8 protein-coding genes are annotated in these 25,718 nt (G+C 60.1%); 5 read left to right on the top strand and 3 right to left on the bottom strand.

What is annotated here, in order from left to right; genetic code table 11:
• The first annotated feature begins 73 nt into the window (after window positions 1-73).
• The gene (locus AC061P_RS13245; RefSeq protein ID WP_449647704.1) at window positions 74-2,242 is read left to right on the top strand and encodes an ATP-dependent Clp protease ATP-binding subunit; all 2,169 of its coding nucleotides are present in this window, start codon (window positions 74-76) and stop codon (window positions 2,240-2,242) included.
• Between the two features lie 23 nt (window positions 2,243-2,265).
• On the opposite strand, the gene AC061P_RS13240 is transcribed toward AC061P_RS13245, so the two are convergent.
• Entirely contained in the window at window positions 2,266-3,102 is an 837-nt protein-coding gene (locus AC061P_RS13240; protein ID WP_449647703.1) for an exodeoxyribonuclease III, read from the bottom strand.
• A 120-nt stretch (window positions 3,103-3,222) separates the two neighbouring features.
• Here AC061P_RS13240 and pyrE point away from each other — a divergent pair, with 120 nt between their 5' ends.
• Both pyrE and AC061P_RS13230 read left to right on the top strand, forming a co-directional pair.
• Window positions 3,223-3,774, top strand: coding sequence for an orotate phosphoribosyltransferase (gene pyrE / locus AC061P_RS13235; protein WP_449647702.1), 552 nt, complete (start codon window positions 3,223-3,225; stop codon window positions 3,772-3,774).
• Complete coding sequence (locus AC061P_RS13230; protein WP_480391416.1) at window positions 3,771-5,096, top strand: septum formation family protein; 1,326 nt, start codon at window positions 3,771-3,773, stop codon at window positions 5,094-5,096. The genes pyrE and AC061P_RS13230 overlap by 4 nt, the downstream gene beginning before the upstream one ends.
• 51 nt (window positions 5,097-5,147) lie before the next feature.
• On the opposite strand, the gene AC061P_RS13225 is transcribed toward AC061P_RS13230, so the two are convergent.
• Window positions 5,148-5,924 carry an HAD-IIA family hydrolase gene (locus AC061P_RS13225; protein WP_449647700.1) on the bottom strand — a complete coding sequence of 259 codons (777 nt, stop codon included), beginning with the start codon at window positions 5,922-5,924 and terminating at the stop codon, window positions 5,148-5,150.
• Entirely contained in the window at window positions 5,921-6,781 is an 861-nt protein-coding gene (locus tag AC061P_RS13220; RefSeq protein WP_449647699.1) for a DNA-methyltransferase, read from the bottom strand. Before AC061P_RS13220 ends, AC061P_RS13225 begins: the two co-directional genes overlap by 4 nt.
• A 230-nt stretch (window positions 6,782-7,011) precedes the next feature.
• Between AC061P_RS13220 and AC061P_RS13215 the strand changes: the two genes are divergently transcribed.
• On the top strand, window positions 7,012-25,248 hold the full coding sequence (locus tag AC061P_RS13215; protein WP_480391415.1) for a DUF7507 domain-containing protein: 18,237 nt from the start codon (window positions 7,012-7,014) through the stop codon (window positions 25,246-25,248).
• Window positions 25,245-25,697: a hypothetical protein gene (locus AC061P_RS13210; protein WP_449647697.1), complete on the top strand. Its 453-nt coding sequence runs from the start codon at window positions 25,245-25,247 to the stop codon at window positions 25,695-25,697. The genes AC061P_RS13215 and AC061P_RS13210 overlap by 4 nt, the downstream gene beginning before the upstream one ends.
• The last annotated feature ends 21 nt before the right edge of the window (window positions 25,698-25,718 follow it).

Raw genomic sequence — 25,718 nt, 5'->3', positions numbered from 1 at the left:
TCCACCTAGCCACGAGCGCCGTCGCCGGTATAAACTTGAGTCGTCTTAACTCAACTTTTGTGGAGGGTTTGCAATGGCAAACATGCAGGGTGCCCCTGATACTGACGAAGAGCAAGAAACTGCTCTTGAGAAGTACGGCGTCAATCTCACCGAGATCGCGCGAAGTGGCAAGCTCGACCCCGTAATCGGTCGCGATTCAGAAATTCGTCGCGTCAGCCAAGTGCTCACGCGACGTACCAAGAACAACCCTGTTCTCATTGGTGAGCCTGGCGTCGGAAAGACGGCAGTGGTCGAGGGGCTCGCACAGCGCATCGTTGCTGGCGACGTCGCCGACTCGCTCAAAGGCAAGCAGCTCATCTCGCTTGACCTCGCCGCTCTCGTTGCCGGCGCGAAGTACCGCGGTGAATTCGAAGAACGCCTGAAGGCAGTCCTCAAAGAGATTAAAGAGTCTGACGGTGAAGTCATCACTTTCATCGACGAGCTCCACACCCTCATGGGTGCAGGCGGCGGCGAAGGGTCCGTTGCGGCATCCAACATGCTCAAGCCGATGCTTGCACGCGGAGAGTTGCGCCTGATCGGTGCAACAACTCTCGACGAATACCGCCAGTACATCGAGAAAGATGCCGCACTCGAACGACGCTTTCAGCAAGTGTTCGTTGGCGAACCATCCGTAGAAGACACCGTCGCGATTTTGCGCGGACTGAAAGAGCGTTACGAAGCGCACCACAAAGTGGCCATCGCCGACTCCGCACTAGTTGCCGCTGCCACCCTCAGCAATCGCTACATTTCGGGTCGCAAGCTGCCAGACAAGGCCATAGACCTGATTGATGAGGCTGCAAGCCGACTCAAGATGGAAATCGACTCCTCGCCGGTCGAAATCGACCAGTTGAAGCGTGCCGTTGACCGGTTGCGCATTGAAGAACTCGCGCTCAAGAAAGAAAAAGACGAAGCCTCCAAGGCACGGCTGGCGAAATTGCGCGAAGATCTCGCGGTTCAGGGCAAGCACTTGAGCGAACTCGAAGCGCGTTGGAAGATCGAAAAAGCGAGCCTCACCGGTGTTGGTGAACTCAAGACCCGGCTCAACGATGCCCGTATTGAACTCGACCGCGCTATGCGCGATGGGGAATACCAGAAGGCTTCCAAGCTCAACTACGAGACGATCCCCTCGATCGAGCAAGCCATCACGACGGCAGAGAGCAACGAGCCAACAGGGCCACGGATGGTCAACGATCAGGTGGCCGAAGAAGACATCGCCGCGGTCGTGGCTGCGTGGACTGGCATCCCGGTCGATCGCCTCACCGAGGGTGAGACCGAAAAACTGCTGCACCTCGAAGCCGAACTTGGCAAGCGATTGATCGGCCAGAAGGAAGCGGTGCAAGCCGTGTCAGAGGCCGTGCGCCGAACACGTGCAGGAATCTCAGACCCCGACCGACCCACAGGATCGTTCCTGTTCCTCGGTCCTACCGGTGTCGGAAAAACGGAACTCGCGAAGGCCCTCGCGCAGTACCTCTTCAACGACGAAAAAGCCCTCGTGCGTATCGACATGAGCGAGTACGGAGAGAAGTTCTCTGTCTCGCGTCTCGTCGGTGCGCCTCCCGGCTACATCGGCTTTGAGCAGGGTGGGCAGCTGACCGAAGCTGTGCGACGTCGGCCGTATTCGGTGATTCTGCTCGATGAGGTTGAGAAAGCGCATCCTGAAGTCTTCGACGTGCTGTTGCAGGTGCTCGACGACGGTCGTTTGACTGACGGTCAGGGCCGTACAGTCGACTTCCGCAACGTGATTCTGATCTTGACGAGCAACTTAGGCAGCCAGTTCATCACTGAACAGGCGCTGCCGTGGGAAGCTCGCAAAGAAGCCGTGAACGACCTTGTACGCAAGTCGTTCAAGCCTGAGTTCATCAACCGTCTCGACGACATCGTCGTCTTCCAGCCGCTCTCAACCGACGACCTGAGCCAGATTGTCGAGCTCGATATTGATCGACTCGGCAAGCGTCTTGTCGATCGCCGGCTTCAGTTGGCTGTGACTCCGGATGCTCGGACGTGGCTTGCGGAACGCGGCTACGACCCCATCTATGGTGCACGTCCGCTCCGCAGGCTGATGCAACGCGAAATCGATGACAGGCTCGCTAAGTCGCTCCTCGCCGGCGACATTCGCGATGGAGACACCGTTCTTGTTTCGCTTGCTTCTGATGGCGACGCGCTAGTTGTAACGCGGATGCAGCCAGGCAGCACGCAGAGCTAGGCGGCGGCGAGAGTCGGCAACACCTAAAGGAACATGGGCCGATCGTCATCGTTTTCGGTGTCGATCGCCAGGTCAACGACCACGGGAACGTGGTCGCTTGGGCTGTCGCCCTTGCGCTCTTCGCGATGAATCGACGCGTCCGTTACTAGAGCGTCAAACGCAGGCGACCCCATGATGAAGTCAATTCGTAGACCCTCATTGCGGGGAAAACGCAGTTGCTGGTAGTCCCAATAGGTGTAGCCCTCGATGCCGCGACTGCGCAGCGCGTCAATGAGGCCGGCCGTTTCGAATGCCCGAAAAGCGTTGCGCTCGGGCTCGCTCACGTGAGTTTTCCCCTCGAAAGCGGCCATGTCCCACACATCGATATCGAACGGGGCAATGTTGAAATCGCCCATCAAGGCGAGGGGTTGCTCAGGATGATCGCGCATCCAGTTCGTCGTCTGCGTGGCCAGATTGGCAAGCCATTCAAGCTTGTACGGGTAGTGCGGATTGTCGAGTTCGCGCCCATTAGGAACATAGAGACTCCACAGTCGCGCACCTTCGACCGTCACTCCAATGGCTCGTGCCTCAATCGGAATGGTCCCATCGTCAAGCGGCTTGCCGAAACCAGGTTGCGTGTCGAAGCCGACAGTCACGTCTTCCATGGGAAGTCGGCTGGCAAAAGCAACGCCATTCCATTGGTTCAGGCCGTGAAGCTCGACCTCATAGCCCGCTTCGGTGAAGGCATCGTAGGGAAACTGTTCTGGCTTGCACTTGATTTCCTGCATCGCCAAAACATCAACGTCTTCGCGGAGCATCCAGTCGACGACACGGCTAACGCGGGTTCGGATGGAGTTCACGTTCCAGGTGGCAATACGCATAGCTCAACGGTAATAGGTCTACCTCTACTCGCGCGCCGTTCACGCGACAATTGCGCACATCACGGCGGCTCTCACCAGACTCTTCTCTGGCACTGCGCCTCACATGGGTATTCTGTACGAGTGACCGACGCCAAGCAGCAGCTCATTGACTACATTTCCGCCGATGCCGTCTTCCACGGCGACTTCACGCTGACCAGCGGCAAGCAGGCGAGCTACTACGTCGACCTGCGCCGCGTGAGTCTCGACCATCGGGTTGCGCCGCTCATCGGTCAGGTGATGCTTGATCTCATCGCTGATATCCCTGACATCGCTGCCGTCGGTGGGATGACGATGGGTGCCGATCCTGTTGCTGCTGCGATCTTGCATCAGGGTGCCGCGCGCGGTGCGACGTACGACGCGTTCGTTGTACGCAAGGAGCCCAAGGATCACGGCCGCGGTCGTCAAGTTGAGGGCCCTGAGCTTGAGGGCAAGCGAGTAATCGTTCTCGAAGACACCTCTACGACGGGCGGATCCCCGCTAGCCGCCATCGAGGCTCTCGAGAAGGTCGGCGCAATCATCGCTGGTGTTGCCGTGGTCGTTGATCGTGACACGGGAGCGAAAGAGCGCATCGAGGCAGCGGGCTACCCATACTTTTCTGCGATCGGGCTTGGTGATCTGGGGCTGACTTCGTGACACCTGACGATAGGTCGACCGGCTCGGATGACGAGCAGCAGCCCCCTGAGCCCGTATTCAGCTGGGGGCTGACGCCAACCGAGCCCGAAAAGCCGGTCGAGCCCGAAAAGCCGGTCGAGCCCGAAAAGCCGGCCGAGCCAGCCGCTCCTGTCACCCCAGCGGTTCCCGGACTTCTCGTGTTGCCACCCGAACCCACCGCGATACCGGGCAGCGATGGCGAGCTTCCCGAGCTTGTATTGCCTGAGCCCGTGCAGCCAGGCCCGGTGCAGCCAAACCTCGAGCCGCCTGCACGCACTGAGCCGCCTGCCACTGAGGCGCTCTCCGTAGCCGATCTTCCGACGGGGCTCATGGACGTCTCCGATTTGCCAACGGGGCTCATGGACGTGGCCGATCTCCCCGCAAGCAATGCCAACGCACGTGACCTGCCAACTCAAGCGATCAGTTCGGCTGATCTGCCGACAGCGGCAATCAGTTCTGCCGATCTCCCTACGGCAGCGATGAATGCGGTGACGCGACGAGAACTGCGGATGCCTGCAGCGGTCGACCCAGCGCTGGAAGGGGCAACCGAGGTTCTTGGTGCGCATCCTGTTTCGCCCGCAGGCCCAGAGGACGAGTCAGTTGAGCACGATGCTGTTGGCGCGCTGTTTGGCGAAGAGCAGTTTGTCGAATACCAAGAGGTCTCACGCGGAGCATTGGTTCCTGCCGCGCTCAGCGCACCTCGGGTTCCTCAAGAACCGCGGCCACCGATCCCGCGAGGGCAGCTGATTGCGATCTCTATCGCCGCTGGGCTGGTGGCGGCACTTGCGCTCACTGCGCTTTTCTTAGCTGGCACCAAAATTGGTGATTCGTTGCCACCGGCCGCGGTCGCGACGCCGGTGCCCACCGACACGGCAAGCGCAGCGCCGACGGTAGGGCCATTGCCGTCAGGAACGTATGCGTGGAGTGCGCTGCTCGGCGGAGAATGCCTTGAACCGTTTGAATCGGCCTGGCAAGACGAGTACACCGTTATTGATTGCGCGCAGCCGCACGCCGCTCAACTCTTGATGGTTGGCCAGTTTGACGACGCGGTTTCGGCACCCTTTCCCGAAGTTGATGATTTAGTGGCCCGAACCACGACGTCATGCTCAACGGACGCGGTCATCAATTTTGCTGCCGCCCAGTCCTTTGCCGACCTCGAATTGGTGACGAGTTTCGCCCCCAACGCCAGCGATTGGGATGCCGGTCTCCGTGACTATTACTGTTTCGCCACCCGAAGCGGTTCCGAGGCTCTCACCGAATCTGTTGCGCAACCCCAGACTGCTGCAGCAGCAGAGGGCGAGTAGGCGGAGCTTCGCTCGCCGCTCTCACGGGTTCAGCGTTGCAGGTGCCGCGGCTTATCTGTTGAGCAGGTCAGCCACACTATTGAGCACTTCGTGGGGGCGGAACGGGTAGCGGTTGATCTCTTTCTGATCGCTGATTCCGGTCAACACGAGCACCGTGTGGAGTCCCGCTTCGATGCCGGCGACGATGTCGGTGTCCATGCGGTCACCGATCATTCCCGTTGTCTCGCTGTGGGCGCCAATCTTGTTGAGCGCTGAGCGGAACATCATCGGGTTCGGCTTGCCGACGATGTAGGGCTGGCGACCGGTGGCTTTGGTGATGAGAGCGGCAACGGCCCCCGTTGCTGGCATCGGGCCCTCTGCGCTTGGCCCCGTGGCATCCGGGTTCGTTGCAATAAAGCGGCTGCCGTTGCCAATAAGGCGGATCGCTTTGGTGATCGATTCGAATGAGTAGTTGCGGGTCTCGCCGATGACGACATAGTCGGGATCGGTTTCAGTCATGATGAACCCGGCCTCGTGCAACGCTGTGGTGATTCCGGCCTCGCCAATGACGAATGCGCTACCGCCAGGGATTTGTTCTTTCAAGAAATCCGCCGTGGCAAGAGCTGAGGTCCAGATTGCGGATTCTGGCACATCGAGACCGGATGCCTTGAGCCGGGCGCTCAGATCTCGGGGTGTGAAAATCGAGTTGTTGGTGAGCACCAAGTAGGGCTTGTCTTCGTCTCGCCACTGCTGCAAAAGTTCTGCCGCCCCGGGAACGGGGTGGTTTTCATGAACGAGGACACCGTCCATGTCGGTGAGCCAGCATTCGATTTCGGCGCGATCTCTCATGCGCTCATGTTAGCGAATGCGGTATCGGTTGAAAGACGACGCGTGATGATTTCTATGGCAGCGGGGTTTTGTTCAATGAGGACGACCCGCCGTTTCAGTGCTTGGGCCACTGCTCCGGTTGTACCGCTGCCCGCGAAGAAGTCGAGCACCCAATCTCCAGGCTGACTGGATGCCTGAACGATTCGACGCAGAATGCCTTCCGGTTTTTGGGTGGCATAGCCGGTTTTCTCTTTACCGGTAGGGGACACAATCGTGTGCCACCAGACATCTGTCGGCAACTTGCCCCGAGCAGCCTTCTCAGCGGTGACGAGGCCGGGTGCCATGTACGGTTCGCGATCTACTTCTTCGTTGTTGAAGTAATAGTTTTTGGGATTCTTCACGTAGACGAGAATCGTGTCGTGTTTCGACGGCCACTTTTTGGTAGCACGGGCGCCGTAGTCGTAGGCCCAGATGATCTCGTTGAGAAAGCTCTCCCGACCGAAGAGGGCGTCGAGAGCAACTTTGGCGTAGTGAACTTCCCGATAATCGAGGTGCAGGTAGAGAGTGCCGCGGTCATCGAGCAGTCTCCATGCTTCCTGCAGGCGAGGTTCGAGAAACTCCCAATAGTCGGCAAACGTGTCGTCATAGGAGTAGAGAACACCCTTGATGGTGTCGTAGGTGTTTCCCCCAAAACCGGTACGAGCTCCCTCGGCAGATCGTTGGGTGGTGAGTGCTTGCCGGCGTTGGGTGCGCCCAGTGTTGAAAGGCGGATCGATGTAGATCAGCCGAAAACTTTCATCGGGAAGCGCGGCGATCGCGGGGAGATTATCGCCCTGCACCACAAGGTCAGGTCCATCGGGATTCCAGTGCGGCTGCATGCTCTGAGATTAACAGGCTGCGCTCGCCGTGACGTCGCATTGGTGTTTTGCAGCGCGAACACCTTGTCTAGCCTCCGCTATGGGGGTAGAAGTCCCTAACTATTTAGCGCGATTCTGGTGAGTTCTTTCAACTTCCGGTTTATGGTTGTAAGTGACTAGCTCACCCGAAGGGCAAACCGGCGACGATGTGACGACTCACAAAATCGCCAAATTACCCGGGGGAGAAAGCTGTGCACGACAAAGGTGTTCGCGTAACGCGATCCCACGGCCGCGCGCGGTTCGCTTGGATGCGCAACCTCGCCGCTGTTGTCACTTTTGGTTTGCTGGCCTCCGTTCTTACCGTGATGCCTTCGGCGCCCGCGGAAGCTGCCGTCGTGCAGTGGGGTACCAACGCCGGCACTTCGCCTAATTATCAAACCACCGTCAACGGTGACTTCTTGATGGCGGGAAACGGCGTTCTTGCCTGCGACCGACCTCTCTATGCGGCTTCGCAGGTCGGGACGTGTGCAGACCTTCACTCTGCCTCCGGGGGCAACAGTAATACGGCGAACGACAACTTTTACATGCAGAACTCGAACACGATTTCTGGATTCACCACCAACTCGAGCTCGGCCGCGCTAACCATCCCTAGTGGCGCGTCGGTCAAAAAGGCGTTTCTGAGTTGGAGCGCAAACACTGGTGCTTACACCGACACGACCGTTACGGCCTGTGCAGCGACGAACGCCACTCGCGGAACAGCGACGATGCCAGCAGGTTCAGCAACGGGATATCGTACGCAACCGGCAAAGCTGAAGGTTGGCTCTGGCGCCGTCACGACTGTCGCACCCGCGAGCGTGCTTGAAGATCCTGTGGGCACGCCGTCGTCGCTGTACTACAGCGCCAGCGCCGACGTCACTGCTGCTTTTGCAAACGCAGCGACGGGCGCGCCCCTCACGATTTCTGCCGGTGACCTGTGGACCCCTCAGGGCGCCGGTTGCTACGCGGGCTGGTCACTCACCGTCGTTTATGACTACGGCATCTACATCCCTAACAACGCGAACTCAAATCCTCACCGCATTATTTTCTACGAGGGCCACGTTCGCTTGACTGCAGCCGAAGCGCCTCTCACCGTTGGCTTCAACGGGTTCAGCGCGATCACCACAGGAACCCGTGCAGGCTACACGCTCTTCGAAGGCGACCGCATTCTCAGCGGGGACATCGCCGAGTACTCTCGCGGCAACGCGGCCTACAGCCAAATAACGAACAGCGCAGGCAATACAAACAACATCGGTATCGGACGCGGAGAAGGTTCCGTCCGCTATACAAGCCTCACCGATGCGGGCCCATTCACCAACCAGAGCGTGGATGTCTCATCGGCCAGCCTGCCCAACGTTCAAGCGGGTGACACGTCAGTCAACCTTCGGATGAGCACGAGCGGTGACTCCTATCTGCTTCGAAACGTGATCCTGTCGGTGCCAAGCGCTGGAATCAATGTCTCAAAAACATACGACGGAACGCTCGATCAGCAGTCCAGAACTGCGACGGAAACGGCGACATTCACGATTACGGTCACCAACTCCGGTGTTGGTGTTCTACAAAACACTTCAGTAGCTGATGATCAGACGAACTGTGCGCGCACGCTAACGGGCGTCACGTTGCAGCCACTCGAGTCATACACCTACACGTGTGTTGCGAATGGGGTAACAGCAGCAAGCTACGACACAACGGCAACCGCATCCGCGAGCACTGTTGTTGGTGGCAATACGGCAACGGGCAGCGACTCCACTCGCGTGCTGCTCTCGGCAATCGCACTGACCAAGACGAGCGCGCTTGCCGGTGGCGCTACCGGTCGCGCTGGCGACACCCTCAACTACACCTTCACTATTCGCAACAGTGGCGATTCGCCGCTGACTTCCGTTGCGGTCACTGACCCGCTGCCTGGCCTTTCGGCAATCACCTACACGTGGCCTACCGGCACCGCTGGTGCGCTTGCCGCAGGAGCTTCGGCCACAGGAACGGCCACCTACACCCTGACCCAGACCGATGTGGATGCTGGTTCCATCGCGAACACCGCCACCGCCACCGGAACTGATGCGGATGGCGGCGTGAAGCCGACCTCGACAGCGAATCGCACCACCCCCATCCCCGTCAACGCACTCTTCGAAACCAAGAAGACGGCGACCTATGCCGGCGCTGGTGTTGGCAATGTTGGAGACACTGTCAATTACACATTCTCCGTGAAGAACACCGGAAACGTGACCCTCACGTCCGTAGCGCTCACCGACCCCCTCACCGGACTTTCCGCCATCGCGGTCACGTGGCCCGGAACTTCCGGAAGACTCACTCCCGGCCAGACCGCGACAGCGACCGCCACCTATACCGTGAAGCAGTCCGATGTGAACGCGGGCAAAATCGTCAATCAGGCAAGCGTCTCGGGAAGAACCCCCAAGAACGTTGCTGTTTCGGGCGTCAGCAATGAAGTGACACTCGCCACTGCACCAGCAGCCCCGGCGCTGACAACTACTAAATCGGGCACAGTGCCGAACCCCAAGGGGGTCGGCGACGTCATCACTTACAGCTTCACTGCGAAGAACACCGGAAACGTGACGCTCACCGGCGTCTCGATCTCCGATCCGCTCGCTGGGCTCTCTGCGCTCACCTACACGTGGCCAGGAACGGCAGGCACGCTTGCTCCGGGCCAGACCGTGACGGCAACAGCGACCTACACGGTGTTGCAGAAAGACGTTGACGCCGGGCTCGTGCGCAACACGGCTACAAGCACAGGAACATCGCCGGCGGGCACCGTCGTCACCGCGGCGTCCCCTCGAGTGGATACCGCACTCCAGACGCGCACCCCGGCTGTGTCGCTGTCGAAAACAGGAACCCTCGTTGGCGGTTCAACGGCGGGCAGCACCGTCAACTACTCGTTCGTTCTGACCAACTCCGGAAACGTCACGCTCACGAATGCCGGAATCACTGACCCGCTAACCGGCCTTTCAGCGATAACCTATGGCACCTGGCCGAGCGGCACCGTCGGAACGCTTACACCGGGACAGTCAGTAACCGCCACGGCAACGTACACGGTGAAGCAGTCGGATGTCGATGCCGGAGCAATCGCTAACAGTGCGACCGCGAAGGGCACGCCGCCGACCGGTGCCGATGTCACTCGCACTGCGCCGGCAACTGTGCCGATTACGGCTGACGCCAAGATGCTTGTCACCAAGTCTGGCTCCTACTCGACCGGGACTGGCGCTGTCGGCTCAGTAATTACCTACACCTTCAGTGTCAAGAACGACGGAAACGTCACGCTCAGCCAAGTTGTGCTCGCTGACCCCTTGTCTGGCCTTAGCCCGATCGTCGTAACCTGGCCAGGAGCAGCAGGGGTTCTCACTCCCGGTCAAACTGCCACCGGTACCGCAAGCTACACGGTGAAGCAGTCTGATGTGGATGCTGGTTCGGTCAAGAACACGGCAACCGCTACCGCGAAGACTCCGAGCGGCGCAACAGCGACGCAGCCGTCAGCGCAGTCGGTCGTGCCAACGATCGCTCAAATCCGCGCCATTGACACCACCAAATCTGCTGCCATCGCGGGTGCCGGAATCGGTGCCGTTGGCGATGTCATCAACTATTCGTTCCGTGCTCAGAACAATGGAAACGTGACGCTCACGGGCGTAACGATTGCTGACCCGCACGTTGGGCTTTCGGCGTTGACCTACACCTGGCCTGGCGCCGCGGGCGTTCTCGCTCCCGGTCAAGCGGTGACGGCGGTCGCGACGTACACGATCAAGCAGTCTGATGTGGATGCTGGCTCGGTCAAAAACATTGCAACCGGTAGCGGAACCCACGCCGGTATCACCGTGTCTAAGCCCTCGAGTGAAGTGACGGTCCCGACCGTTTCGGCGAACCCGGTCATCACGACCGTTAAGTCGGGCGCGCTCGCTGCCGGAGCAACCGGCCGAGCTGGCGACACCGTCAACTTCTCGGTGAAGCTAACCAACTCCGGCAATGTCACCCTCACTGCGGTGTCGGCGACCGATACCCTTCCCGGGCTCTCCGCTCTCAGCTACGGAACGTGGCCGTCTGGCGTGACCGGAACATTGAAACCGGGCGAGTCGGTTACGGCGACGGCTACGTACACGCTCAAACAAACGGACGTGGATGCTGGATCAGTGTCGAACACGGCAACGGGATCAGGTACACCTCCCACCGGCCCCGCCGTTTCGAGCACGAGTCCAGCGACTGTGCCGATTACTTCGGGACCGGCGCTGACCGTCTCCAAGTCTGGTGCCGTTACCTCAGGTAATGGCTCCGTCAATGACACCGTCACCTTCTCGTTCGTTGTGCGCAACACAGGTAACGTGACGCTTTCCAGCGTGGGAATCACTGACACTCTCGCTGGCTTGTCGCCCGTTACCTTCGGCACGTGGCCGAGTGGCACCACTGGCACACTTGCTCCGAACACTCAGGTCACCGCAACGGCGACCTACACAATCCTGCAGGGTGACGTGAACGCTGGTTCCGTAAAGAACACGGCTACGGCATCCGGAACACCTCCGATCGGCGCTGCGATTTCGGCGACGTCATCGCAAGCCGTTGTGCCTACTGTTGCCGCAGCGCCGGCAGTTACCACGACCAAATCGGCGAGCGTCTCGGGAACCGGCGCGGTCGGTGACGTCATCACTTACACGTTCGTCACCCGGAACACCGGTAACGTCTCGCTGACTGGCGTTGCGGTAACCGATCCGCTGGTCGGGCTGTCTTCCGTGACCTATGGCACATGGCCAGGCGGAGTTGCCGGAACCCTCGCTCCCGGCACGCAGGTAACTTCTACCGCGACCTACACAATCAAGCAGTCGGATGTTAACGCTGGCTCGGTCAAGAACACCGCGACCTCACAGGGCACGTATGGCGGCACGACCGTATCTGGTTCGTCACCTCAAGTCACGACACCGACAGTTGCGCCCATTCGCACAATCACTCTTACGAAGAGTGGCGCTCTTGCCATTGGCGCTATAGGAAAAGCTGGCGATACCGTCAACTACGATTTTGTCGTTCGTAATACTGGCAATGTGACGCTGACCGGTGTCGGAGTAACCGATCCGCTTTCGGGTATCTCGGCGATCACGTTCGGCAGCTGGCCGAGCGGAACCGCCGGTACGCTACAACCGAATACTCAGGTCACGGCCACCGCGACCTATGTTGTGAAGCAGTCGGATGTCGATGCTGGCTCAATCGCCAACACCGCGACAACGATTGGTACTCCTCCGACCGGTGCCGCAGTGTCAGCCACTTCTCCTGCCACTGTCGCACTCGCCTCACAGGCCGCTCTCGCGGTGGCGAAGGCTGGATCAGTTACGTCAGGAACGGGTGGCGTTGGCAGCACGATGACCTTCACGTTCAGCATCACCAACCCTGGCAACGTCACGATGACGAGTGTTGAGATTGCGGACTCCCTCGTTGGTCTTTCGGCTCCGGTTTACACGTGGCCGACGACTGTTGCCGGTCGAATCGCACCAGGTCAGACGGCGACGGCGACGGCGACGTACACGGTCAAGCAGGCCGATGTTGATGCGGGAACTGTTTCGAATACGGCGACAGTGTCGGGTAAGACTCCGACAAATGCCACGGTCACTTCACCGAGTTCTACGGCGGTTGTTCCGACTGCCGCAGCGGCACCGCAGCTCACCACAACGAAGTCGGCAAACCTGACTGCTGGCGCCAAAGTTGGCGACGTAATCACGTACTCGATCACGATCAATAACAGCGGAAACCAGACCCTCACGAGCGTTACCCTGACTGATTCTCTCGCTGGGCTCGCCACTCCGGTCATCACGTGGCCGGGAGTCACCGGGCGTTTGGCTCCAGGACAATCCGCGACGGCGACCGCGAACTACACGGTGAAGCAGGCGGATGTTGACTCCGGTTCGATCACGAACCGTGCGACAGCAGACGCAACAGCTCCTGGCGCCACTCCCGTCACTGACGACTCCGACGATGTTGTGACAACGACCGCGACCCCGGCTCCCACCCTCTCGCTTGCGAAGTCTGGCGCGCTGCCCTCGGGTTCTACGGCTCGCGCTGGTGAAGTCGTCACCTATAGCTTCGTGTTGCGCAACACGGGCAACGTGACGATCACGGGTGCTGCAATAACTGACCCACTTCCGGATCTTTCGACGATAACCTTCGGCACGTGGCCTTCTGGTGTGGCCGGAACGCTGGCGCCGGGCACCCAGGTGACGGCAACGGCAATGTACACGGTCAAGCAAGCTGATGTTAATGCGGGATCAATCGCAAACACCGCTAGTGCAACAGGCACTGGTGCTCGTGGCGGTTCGGCAGGGGCCACCAGTAATGCCACGGTTCCGCTCGTGTCGAGCGCCAAACTCACCGTCTCCAAATCGGGTGCCGTTACCGCGGGAACGGGGCGCGTTGGCGACACCGTCACCTTCTCGTTTGTTGTGCGGAACACCGGAAACGTCACGCTGACGTCCGTGGGAATCGCTGACACCCTGCCCGACCTCGGCACGGTGAATTTCGGAACGTGGCCTGACGGAACAACGGGCACTCTCGCTCCGAACGCCCAAGTCACGGCAACCGCAACGTACACAATCAAGCAATCCGATGTGAACGCGGGATCGGTGCGCAACACGGCCACGGCATCCGGTACGCCGCCATCGGGACCAGTAGCGACCGCCACCTCGACCGAAGCCCTTGTGCCGACGGTTGCTTCATCTCCCGCTCTGGAAACAACTAAGAGCGCCGTTGTTGGTGGCACCGGAACCGGTGCGATCGGCGACACGATCACTTACACCTTCACCGCGCGCAATACCGGTAACGTCACGCTCACCGGTGTCACTCTCACCGACCCCCTGCCCGGACTCTCGACACCCACCTACGTGTGGTCAGGTGGCGTCTCTGGTCAGCTGAACCCGAACGGAACCGTCACCGGAACCGCCACCTACACAATCAGTCAGGCGGATGTCGACGCCGGCTCGATCAAGAACATTGCGACCGCCTCGGGAACGCCTCCCACCGGCGCCGTCGTGACGACGCCGTCGTCGCAGCTCGTCACCCCGACCATCACCTCAACACCGAAAATCGCTGTGACAAAGTCTGGCGCACTCGCGCCCGGCGCGCAGGGCGTTGCGGGAGACATTGTGACGTGGAGCATCACGCTGACGAACTCGGGAAACGTGACGCTCACCTCCGTATCTGTCACCGACACCCTGCCCGACATTTCTGCTGTCAGCTATGGCACGTGGCCGTCGACGGCCGGTACGTTGGCTCCGGGCCAGAGCGTCTCGGCCACGGCCACGTACGTTCTCAAACAGGCTGATATAGACGCCGGCGCTGTATCGAATACGGCGAACGGTGCGGGAACCCCGCCGCGCGGATCACCCGCGACGGCGACAGCTCCGGCAACCCTTGCTCTTGCTTCTAACGCGAGCATCACGCTCGACAAGACCGCCGCCATCGTTTCCCCAGGAACTGGTGTCGTTGGCGACACGATTCGCTACACCTTCACGGCGCAAAACACCGGTAATGTCACGCTCACCAATGTCATCATTGCTGATCCGCGCCCCGGACTTAGCGCACTGACCTACGGCACCTGGACGAGCGGCACTGTTGGCCGCCTAGCACCGGGCCAAATCATCACAGCAACCGCTGACTATGTGATCCGTCAGACCGACCAGAACGCTGGGGTCGTAAATAACACGGCATCCGTCTCGGGCACGTCGCTAACTGGCGCGAACACGACAGCCTCATCGGCTGCGGTATCGACTCCGACGGCAACCAGAGCCCCGGGCATCCTGACAACAAAATCGTCGAGCGTTGCAGGAGCGGGTGCTGTCGGCGACGTCATCACCTACACGATCACCGTGCGCAACACGGGAAACACGACGCTCACCTCGGTCTCGGCGAGCGACCCGCTCTCGGGTTTGAGCGCGCTGACCTACGGTACTTGGCCGGGTGGCGTCACAGGAACGCTGCAGCCGAGCACGCAGGTTGTTGCGACGGCGAAGTACACGATCAAGCAGTCCGACGTGAACACTGGGTCGGTAACGAACACGGCAACAGGCCAGGGCACTTCACCCTCCGCCGGAGTCATCACTGACCCGTCTGATGAAGTCGTTACTCCGACAGTTGCTGCAAATCCGCTTGCGACGTTCGCGAAGACCGGTGCGCTTGCTCCCGGCTCGGTGGGCGTCGCTGGCGACACGATTCGGTACACGTTTACGGCCAAGAACACAGGAAACGTGACGCTCACGGGTGTGCTGGTTACGGATCCTTTGACTGGCCTCGGAGCGATCACTTACACGTGGCCAGGTGCCGATGGCACGCTCGCGCCCGGACAGACCGTCACCGCAACCGCAAACTACACGGTCAAGCAATCGGATGTTGATGCCGGAAGCGTTGCCAACGAAGCGACGCTCGCGGCCACACCCCCGTCGGGTACCGAGTTCACTCTCACAGATCCGGAGACCGTGGCGATAACAGCTGCCCCACGGATTGACGTTGAGAAGACAGCGACGGTTGGAGGCACCGGTCAAGCCGGCGATGAAATTACCTTCACGATGACAATTCGCAACACGGGAAATCAGACCTTGAGTGTTGTCACGCTCATCGATAGCCTTCCTGGGCTGTCAGAGCCGATCTTCACTTGGCCAGGAACGCCAAACACTCTTGCACCAGGCCAGACGGCGGACGTGGTCGCGAAGTACACAATTTTGCAGGATGACGTCAACTTTGGCAGCGTGACCAACGAAGCTTCGGTCACAGCAAGCCCGCCAAATGGGGCCCCACAAATCTCTGACAGTTCGGGTGATGTCGTAGTCGCTACCGGTGCAAGCCGACCTGAGCTCAAGGTTGTCAAGACGACTAGCGCGGTACCTAACCCCGCCATAGTTGGCTCAACGATCACCTACTCATTCGTTGTGACGAATACGGGAAACGTCACTATCGAGAACACCGTACTCAACGACCCCATGCTTGGCGCTCTTACGCCAGCGCTTCCGCTGACGACTCTCGACCCTGGAGACACAACGTCAGTAGCGGTCGATTATGCGATCACTCAAGCCGATGTGGATGCCGGCTCAGTAACGAACACTGCCAAAGCTGTCGGTCAGACCACGGCAGATCCCGCGGTCCCGGTTGAAAGCCCGATCACATCAGTAACGACTCAGACAGAAGCTGCAGCCCCAGCCATCTCCGTGACAAAGTCGGGCACTGCCGCCAGTAAAGCTGACGACCTGATCGACTGGTCGTTTGCGGTAACCAACACAGGAAACGTCACGCTCAGTGGCGTGACCCTCAACGATGCTCTCGCGGGAGTTACTCCGGTCTTTGGCGCGTTCCCCAGTGGAATCTCCGGTCAGTTGAACCCGGGTGACACTGTCTTGGCAACAGCAGACGGCTACGTCGTCACCCAAGCCGATGTGGACTCCGGTTCAGTTGTGAACTCGGTAACGGCATCCGGAACTCCGTCCCGTGGTGCAGTAGCCCGGGCCACGACCGCGGCAACAGTGCCGCTCGTGCCTGCTCCGGCCATCACGATTGTGAAGTCGGAGAACGCGACTCCCGCAGCTCGCGGTGAGGGTGACACTGTGGGATTCACATTCACCGTGACCAACACGGGAAACGTCACGCTGAGCTCGATCAGCATCATCGATCCGCTCGATGGAGTCTCGACAATCAGCTACGGCACGTGGGAGAGCGGCACTGTCGGCACGCTCGCTCCGAATCAGACCGTTACGGCCACCGCTACCTATAACCTCACGCAGGGGGACATCGACCGGGGGCTCGTCGATAACGACTCCAGTGTGCTCGCCTCCACCCCTGCTGGCGCGATTCTCGACGAAGACTCCAACACCGTCACGGTCACGACGGAAGCTTCAGCACCCCTCCTCGTCACGACGAAGGACGCTGTGCTCAACGGGGCAGGCAACGTTGGCGACACGATCAGTTACACGATCACCCTCACTAACGGCGGAAACGTCACCGTGACGGATGCCGCGATCACCGACACTCTCGCAGGGCTCAGCGACCTCGTGTACGGCGAATGGCCATCCGGCGTTGCTGGCGAACTCGCCCCGACTGATTCCGTTTCGGCGACCGCGAATTACACGATTACCCAGGCGGATGTTGACGCTGGCTCCGTGAGTAACGTCGCTACCGGCAATGCTGTATCTGCTCGCGATAGTGCCGCTGTCACAGATGACTCGCCCGCCGCGGTCACGCCACTCGTCCTGCAGTCCGCCGCCATCTCGGCAACGAAGACCGGAGCGCTGGAATCTGGTTCAGAGGGCGATGCCGGCGACACTGTTGAGTTCTCGTTCACGATCACCAACGATGGCAACGTCACGCTGACCGGTGTTACCTTGACTGACCCGCTTGTTGGTCTCTCCGCTATTGCCTATACGTGGCCGACCGCGACCGCCGGCGAGCTTGCTCCCGGTGCTACCGCCACCGCCGTAGCAACGTACATTCTGAAGCAGAGCGACGTTGACTCCGGATCGGTTGTCAACCTGGTGACGCCGTCTGCTCTCGATCCTGACGCCGGGGATGTCGATGGCGCCGAGGTCGCTGCGACGGTCATCGTTGAGCCAAACGCGAGCCTGAGCGCCACCAAGTTCGGCGAACTCCGAAGTGGCGGAATCGGTCAAGTCGGAGACATCATTGACTACACCCTCATCGCCACGAACACGGGTAACGTCACGCTCCACGACGGCCAGTTGCTTGACCCGCTTCCCGGCATTACCCCTCCCGTCATTACGTGGCCGAATCCAGCAGACCCCGGCGTTCTGAAGGTAGGCGAGTCCGTAAAGGGAACCGCATCCTATGCACTCACTCAGGAAGATGTGGACCGTGGCTACCGCGACAACACCGCGCGTGTTCAGGCCCTGACTCCGAACAACGTTGTTGTCCCCGCGACCACAAACACGGTCATAATCCAGACGGTTCGTCCCGCTCCGATCCTTACCGTCGACAAGACGGCAGTGGTCGGTGGCTCCGGAGAGCTTGGCGACGAAATCGCCTACTCGTTCACAATCACCAACAACGGCAACATCAGCGTCTCGGGAATCACCCTCACCGACCCGCTGCCAGGCCTCATCGACCTCACCGTCAATTGGGATGCCGCAAACACCACTCGCACCCTCGCACCAACGGAGAGCGTCACGGCCACCGCGACCTACATCATCACTCAAGATGACGTAAACAACGGAGACGTCAGCAACACTGCGACGGCTAGCGGAACCGGTGCGCAAGACACGCCAGTCTCTGGCAGCTCCCCTGAGGTAGTGACAGCGGTCGTCGCTCCGAATTCATCGCTCAGTGCCACGAAGAGTGCGGCACTAGCTGTTGGCGCTACCGGAGTCGCGGGCGACACCGTCAACTACAGCTTCACCGTGACGAACGATGGAAACGTTTCTCTGACATCCGTCGGCATCGTCGACCAGCTGCCTGGCCTCTCGGCGCTGACCTTCGGAACGTGGCCGAGTGGCACGACCGGTCTGCTCAACCCCGGCGACGAAGTTACGGCAACCGCAACGTACACGCTTCTTCAGAGTGACATTGATGCTGGGGCGATCGCGAACAGCGTGAACGCTTCGGGGCTTCCGCCAGCGGGTTCCGCCGTGACTGAACCTGCATCGGCGACCCTGCCCCTCACTCCGGCGCCGAACTTTACCGTGACTAAGAGCGGATCGCTCGGTGCCCAGCTAGGCAATGTTGGCGACGTCATTGACTACTCATTCTCGATTGCGAACTCTGGCAATGTCACACTGTCGGGTGTTGTTCTGATTGATTCCCTGGCTGGCGTGAGCACGCCAGTGATTACCTGGCCCGGCGCTGAAGGAGTGCTCGCTCCTGGCGAGGTTGCTACCGCCACCGCGAACTACACGATCACTCAAGACGATGTCGACGCGGGCACGGTCACCAACACCGCTCAGGCGCTTGGGGCAACACCAGACGGAGACTGGTACTTCGAATTCTCTGACGCGGCGACCAACCCGACAGTGGAACGCACGTCATCGGCAACGATCGACAAGGTTGGCTCCACCCCAGACGGCGCATCGCTTGGCGATCTGGTGAGATTCGATTTCACGATTGAGAACACGGGAAACACCACCCTGTCGGATGTCGCAATTGACGACCCGCTTGATGGCTTGACGACAATCGTTTACTCGTGGCCCGGAACCGCTGGTGAGCTGGCTCCTGCCGCAATCGCAACAGCGACAGCATGGTTTGCAATTACCCAGCCCGACCTTGACCGTGGATTCGTACGAAACACTGCAGACGTCGATGCCACCTCGCCGATCGGCGCGGTGAATGATGCCGTTGGTCCCGTCGACGTTCCGACCGATGCTTCGACTCCCACCATTGTTGTCACTAAGAATGGAGCGCTTGAAGCGGGAGCAACAGGTTTCGCGGACGACATCGTTGACTACTCGTTCACCGTGCGCAATGCCGGAAACGTGACGTTGACCGCGGTAACACTGACCGACCTGCTGCCCAATCTCAGCGCGCTCACCTACACGTGGCCGACAGCCACTGATGGCACCCTTGCTCCAGGCCAGAGCGCCACGGCCGTTGCGACGTACTCCCTCACCCAAGCCGATGTAGATGCAGGGCAGGTCGACAACACCGTTACCGCCGCCGGCACCGCGCCCGACACGAGCACGGTGGGCGATACCGCCGACGAGACTGTCACAATCACGCCCGTCCCCGTGCTGACCCCCTTCAAGGAGGGCATCATTGTGAACGGCGGCATTGGCGCTGTTGGTGACACCGTTCAATACACGCTCACCGTCAAGAACGACGGAAACGTCACGCTCTACGATGGCAAGCTGCTCGATCCTCTTCCTGGGCTGTCGGTGCCGGTAATTACCTGGCCGGATGAGAACAGGCCAGGGGTAATCCCGGTTGGCGAATCCGTTGTTGGGGTTGCGACATACGTGATCACTCAGGCGGATGTCGACCTCGGCTACATCCCCAACACCGCAGACATGTCAGCAGAGACACCCAAGGGTGCGCTCATTGTCGAAGCGTCCAACGAAGTTATTGTGCCGATGGTGTTGCCTGCCCCGAACATCACCGTGACCAAGGCGGGAGACCCGCGCGGTTCTGGCGACGAGGGCGACACGATCGACTACACGTTCGAGATTCTCAACTCGGGAAACGTCACACTCAACACCGTCACGCTGAGCGACCCGCTGCCGAACCTCTCGGCGATCACTATTACGTGGCCAACGCCGACGACGCCTGGCGTTCTTGCTCCGGGTGAAGTCGCAACAGCAACCGCTACCTACCTGATTACTCAAGACGATGTGGATGCTGGTGCCGTGGTGAATATCGCCACCGCCGATGGCATTGACCCCCACGACACCGCTGTCACGGATGATTCCGAAGCGAACACGGTTGCGACGGAATCAATTCGAGCCGTCGTTGACCTCACCAAGAGCGGCGTCCTCGCTGACCCAGCTCGCGCGGATGAGGGCGACACCGTTAACTGGTCATTCGAACTAACCAATACGGGAAACGTGTCGCTCACCGGTGTAGAAATCGTAGATACCCTTCCCGGGATATCGGCATTGACCTACACCTGGCCGGTAACCTCGGGGGAACTCGCTCCCGGTGAATCAGTTACAGCGACGGCAACCTCCGCTCTCACACAGGAGCAGATCGATGCCGGAACAGTCGCGAACACTGCGACCGGAGCTGGCACGCCCCCACGCGGGGACGCCGTAAGTGACCCGGCAACGGCATCCGTCGTTCTTGCTCCCCAAGCGGGCATGGCCGTAACCAAGGCCGGAACCGTTGATGGCGCAGGCAATGCCGGCGACACAATCGACTACAACTTCGGAATCACCAACACCGGTAACGTCACGCTTACGCTTGTCGACCTCGTTGATGCCCTTGTTGGAGTAAGCAATCCCGTATTCACGTGGCCAGGAACACCCGGAGAGCTGCAACCGGGCGAGACGGTTACGGCAACCGCTGATTACACGATCACGCAGAGTGACGTGGACCGTGGCACCGTGTCGAACGTCGCTACCGCAAGCGGAAAGCCCCCCATCGGCGACACGATCACTGTGGGCACGACAGTCACCGAGACAACTGTCGCGCCCTCAGCTCCCGTGCTCACTCTGACGAAGACGGGAAGCACTGGCGCAACGGCGGCTGTCGGCGACATCATCACCTACACCTTCGTCGTAACGAATGACGGAAACGTCACCGTTGACGGCATCGTCATCACTGACCCATTGCCCGGGCTCAGCACGCCCGTCGTGAACTGGCCAGGCGCTAACGGTGTTCTTGCTCCAACAGAGACGGCGACGGCAACGGCGACCTACGCCATTACGCTGGCTGACGTAAACCTTGGCCGCGTCGACAACTCGGCAATCGCCAATGGAACCTCCCCGACTGACGTGCCGGTACCGAGCAACACCGCGGAAGAATCAACGCCGACGGATGCTGCAGCTGCCGACATCCTCGTCACAAAGAGCGGAGCACTAGCTCCAGGTTCGACGGGATTCGAAGGCGACCTCGTCGAGTTCACCTTCTCGCTAACCAACAACGGAAACCAAACCTTGACTGCTGTTGAGCTGGTTGACGGCCTCACGGGAGTCTCGGCGCTGACCTACTCGTGGCCAACCGCGACGGAGGGCACCCTTGACCCCGGCCAGACTGTTACGGCAACGGCCACCTATGCTTTGACTCAAGCTGACATCGATTCTGGCTCGGTAATCAACACCGTGCGCGGGGATGCTACTCCGCCATCCGGCGTTGTCTTCAGCGAGACGGCCCCCGCAACCGTTCCGATCATTGCCGCTGGTGAACTTGAGGCTCTCAAGTTTGGTCAACTGCGCGTCGGCGGTATCGGTCTTGTAGGTGACTGGGTTGACTTCCGCCTTGAGGTCATCAACATCGGCAACGTCACATTGCATGATGGCGAGCTGCGTGACCCATTGCCGGGACTCAGTGTTCCCGTAATCACGTGGCCGAACCCTGCAGAGCCAGGCGTTGTGCGACCCGGTGAAAGGGTGATCGGTGAAGCATCCGTTCAGCTCACTCAGGCTGACGTTGACCTCGGTTACATTGCCAACATCGCGGATGTCGGAGCAACCGACCCGAATGATAGCGACGTTGCTGCGACCTCCAATGAGGTCATCGTTTACACCGTTCAGCCGCAACCCAGCGTCACGATCGTGAAGACGGGGGCCGTCGCCACCGTCGGCGAAGAAGGCCTTGGCGACACCGTCAACTTCGAGTTCGAGATTCGCAATACCGGAAATGTGACGATTGGGTCGATCATCGTCACCGATCCGTTGCCGGGGATGACAACTCCAGTCGTGCAGTGGCCGGTCGACAATACGACAGAAACCCTTGCTCCCAACGAGACCGTTGTGGCGACCGCCAGCTACGACATCCGTCAGTCGGATGTCGACCGTGGATTTGTGCAGAACACAGCGAACGTCGATGCGACTCCGGTTCGCGGCGACCCCGTTTCTGCCGTGTCCAACACGGCGCAGGTTCCCACTGAGGAGCCCAACGTTGTCGTTGCCGTCACGAACTCTGGTGCCTTGACCAATGTCGGGCCAGCGGCCGCCGGCGACACCGTTACGTGGAACTATAGCTTTACCAACAACAGCAATGTCACGCTTTCTGGTGTTGAGTTGAGCGACTTCATTGATTCACTCCCGACTGGCGACTACACGTGGCCAGGCGAAGTTGGCGTACTGACCCCCGGCAAGACGGTGACCGCTGTGCGCGTTCAACCGCTGACGCAGGTCGACATTGATGCAGGAGCTGTCTCCAGTGTTGTCAGCGGAGAAGGAACCCCTGCAGTGGGAGCCGCCGCGATTGCGAGCGCACCAGCCACTGTCACCTTGGCGGCGAATGGGTTGCTCACAGTGAGCAAATCCAGCGAGCTCGCAGTCGGAGGTGAAAACGGTCCTGGCGACACGGTCAACTACACAATCGTGGTGACGAACACGGGAAACGTGACTCTGCGGTCGGTCACGATCAGCGACAGTATCGACAACGTTTCGATCAATTCGATCGTCTGGCCCGCAAACAGCGGCGTGCTCGCTCCAGGGCAGACCGCCACAGCGAGCGCAACCTACATTCTCGAGCAGGATGATGTAGACCGCGGCTACGTAGATAACACGGCCTCCGTCCGTGGCGAGACTCCGCAGCTTGAGGCTGTCACCGCCAACTCGAGCGTTGATCGCGAACTGACGGAGTCAGCCAACCCCAGCATTACGGCTCAGAAGTCGGGCGTGATGACGTCGGGTTCTGGCGGAGTGGGTTCAGAAATCACCTACAGCTTCATTGTGAAGAACACGGGCAACGTGACGCTGCGACTGGTCGGCGTGATTGATCCGCTCATCGACGTTGTGCCCTCCGACCTCACGTTCCCCTCGGCCACCGGTATTCTCGGCCCGGGAGAAGAGGCGGTTGGATCTGTTATCTACACGGTTACCCAGCAGAACGTTGATGACGGAACTGTTTTCAACACCGCTAAAGCCATCGGTACTTCGCCAGATGGCACCGAGGTGACTGGCGTTTCGAACACCGTCGAGAACCCAACTGAGTTGGCTGAGCCGTCAATCGTGACCACCCACACCGCCGCCCTCGCTCTCGGATCAGCCGGGGTGCTTGGCGACGGTATGAATTACAGCTTCCGTATCGCTAACAACGGAAACGTGACGCTCGACGGCGTTACGCTCTCGAACACGATTCCGGGTCTGACGAACTTTGTTTATACGTGGCCAACCCCGGCAACGCCCGGCGTTCTTGCACCAGGTGAAAGCGTCACCGTCACGGCTACTCGACTCGTTGATCAAGCGGATGTCGACGCTGGTGAAGTGCGCAATATCGCGACCGGCGAGGGCAATTCTCCCGCCGCGACAGCGGTAGACGCCGATTCGGCAGTGACTGTTGTTCCTCTCGTCGCGGCAATCTCAAGTTTGGATATTGGCAAGGTTGGTTCGGTTCGCGATCCCGGTAACCCCGTGGTTGTTGGCTCGTGGATCGACTACACGTTTACGGTGCTCAACGATGGCGAAACCACTATTAGTGGTGTGACTGTTTCGGATCCCAAGGTCGGCACTACCGCTGTTGTGTATGGCACGTGGCCTGCCGCTGTTGGTGTTTTGGCTCCGGGCCAGTCGGTCACGGCGACGGCAAGCTATCCAGTGACGCAGGCTGAGTTTGATGCCGGTTCGGCGTCCAACACGGCAACTGTCGCAGGCACGAACCCGGGCGGCGGGGCAGTGAGCAGCGCGTCAAATACTGTCGTGACGCCGACTGCTTCGGGTGCTCCCAGCATCCAGATCACGAAAACTCAGGCGCTCGCTGCTGCGGCAACCGGTCGCGCTGGGGACACTGTGACGTTCAACTTCGAAGTGACAAACACTGGCGATGTCACCCTGAATGGTGTGACGATCGTCGATGACCAGATCGATCTGAGTTCGGTGACGATCACGTGGCCGGGAACACCGGGCGTTCTCGCTCCTGGCCAGATCGCGACTGCGACAGCCACCTATGTGCTCACTCAAGATGATGTGGATGCCGGCTCGATTAGTTCTGACGCCTCAACTTCTGGCACGCCCGTTGTTGGGTCTGTCGTGATCGACTCGACTCCCGGCTCGACCCCGATTGCGGAGAACCCGTCGATGACGATTGCGAAGACGAGTTCCTTCGCGACCTTCGCTCAGCAGGGCGCAACAGTGAACTACCGCATCGAAGTCGTGAACACCGGAAACGTGACCATCACTTCTGTGGCGATTGCCGACATCAAGGTGGGCCTCTCGGCTCTCAACTACACCTGGCCGGGCACCGCTGGCGAACTTGCCCCAGGGCAGAAGCTCGTCGCGACAGCAACCTACGTCATCACTCAGAGCGATGTGGATGCCGAGCAGACCGCGAACGAAGCAATCGTGAACGCGAACGCACCGTCGGGCCCCATCGCTCCGGAATCGGCAACGAACACTTTGGCAATCCCCAACCTCCCGAGCATCGCACTGCGGCTGTCTGGTGCGCTCGGAGCAGGGCAGAAGGGCTTCCCGGGAGACATTGTGACGTTTACGTATGTCGCGACGAATACCGGAACGCTGCCGCTGAGCAACGTCACGATTGCTGACCCGCGCTTGGGGCTCTCAGCGATGCGCTACGGCGTCTGGCCTGGCGGCATCGGTCAGCTCGCGCCTGGCGAATCGATCACGGCAACGGCAACGTATGTCATCCGCGAAAGTGATGCCGGAACGATGCTCTATGAGACAGCCACTGTCACAAGCACCGAGATCAACTCGGGTGATCCGGTATTCGCTACAGCGCAAACAAGTTTGCAGCTACCTACCAAGGCGCTCTCTTACACTGGGTCAGATCCGCGAGGAACGCTCGCCACCGGGCTCGGCGCACTGCTCGCCGGCCTCGCACTGATCCTGCTCGCACGCAGAAGACAACGACAGGAAACATCATGAACCTCCGCACACGACTGACAGCCACCGCCATACCTGTGGCGATTCTCGCACTCGCGCTCGCTGGCTGCACCAACAACGGAACGGATGCTCAACCCGAGCCCACCGAGAGTTCAGCCGCGGCAGAACAGACCCCAGGTATCACCGACATCACGGATGCTCCGGGAACCGGCGAGAACCTGCAGGGAGCGCTCGCAGACTCCACGGTTGACGAATGCAAGCGGGCTGGCGACGAATGGACCGTGTCCGGCAACGTAACCAACTCAACGGCGGCCAGCGTCACGTACCGCATCTACGTTTCGCTGCTCAATGGGGCAAACGACACCCGCGCGCTCACTCAGGTGGATGTTGAAGCCACCGAGCCTGGGGCCACCACCGAGTGGAGCACCACAATTCCTGTCGCCGAAGATGAGCTCAGCTGTGTACTGCGGGTCGAGCGCTACGAAGGCTAGCCTGCGTCAGCGCGAACGCGG

This window comes from Rhodoglobus sp. G.S.4 (assembly GCF_056619605.1).
The sequence above is the reverse complement of the archived record's forward strand: the minus strand, read 5'-3'. Positions and strand labels throughout refer to the sequence as shown.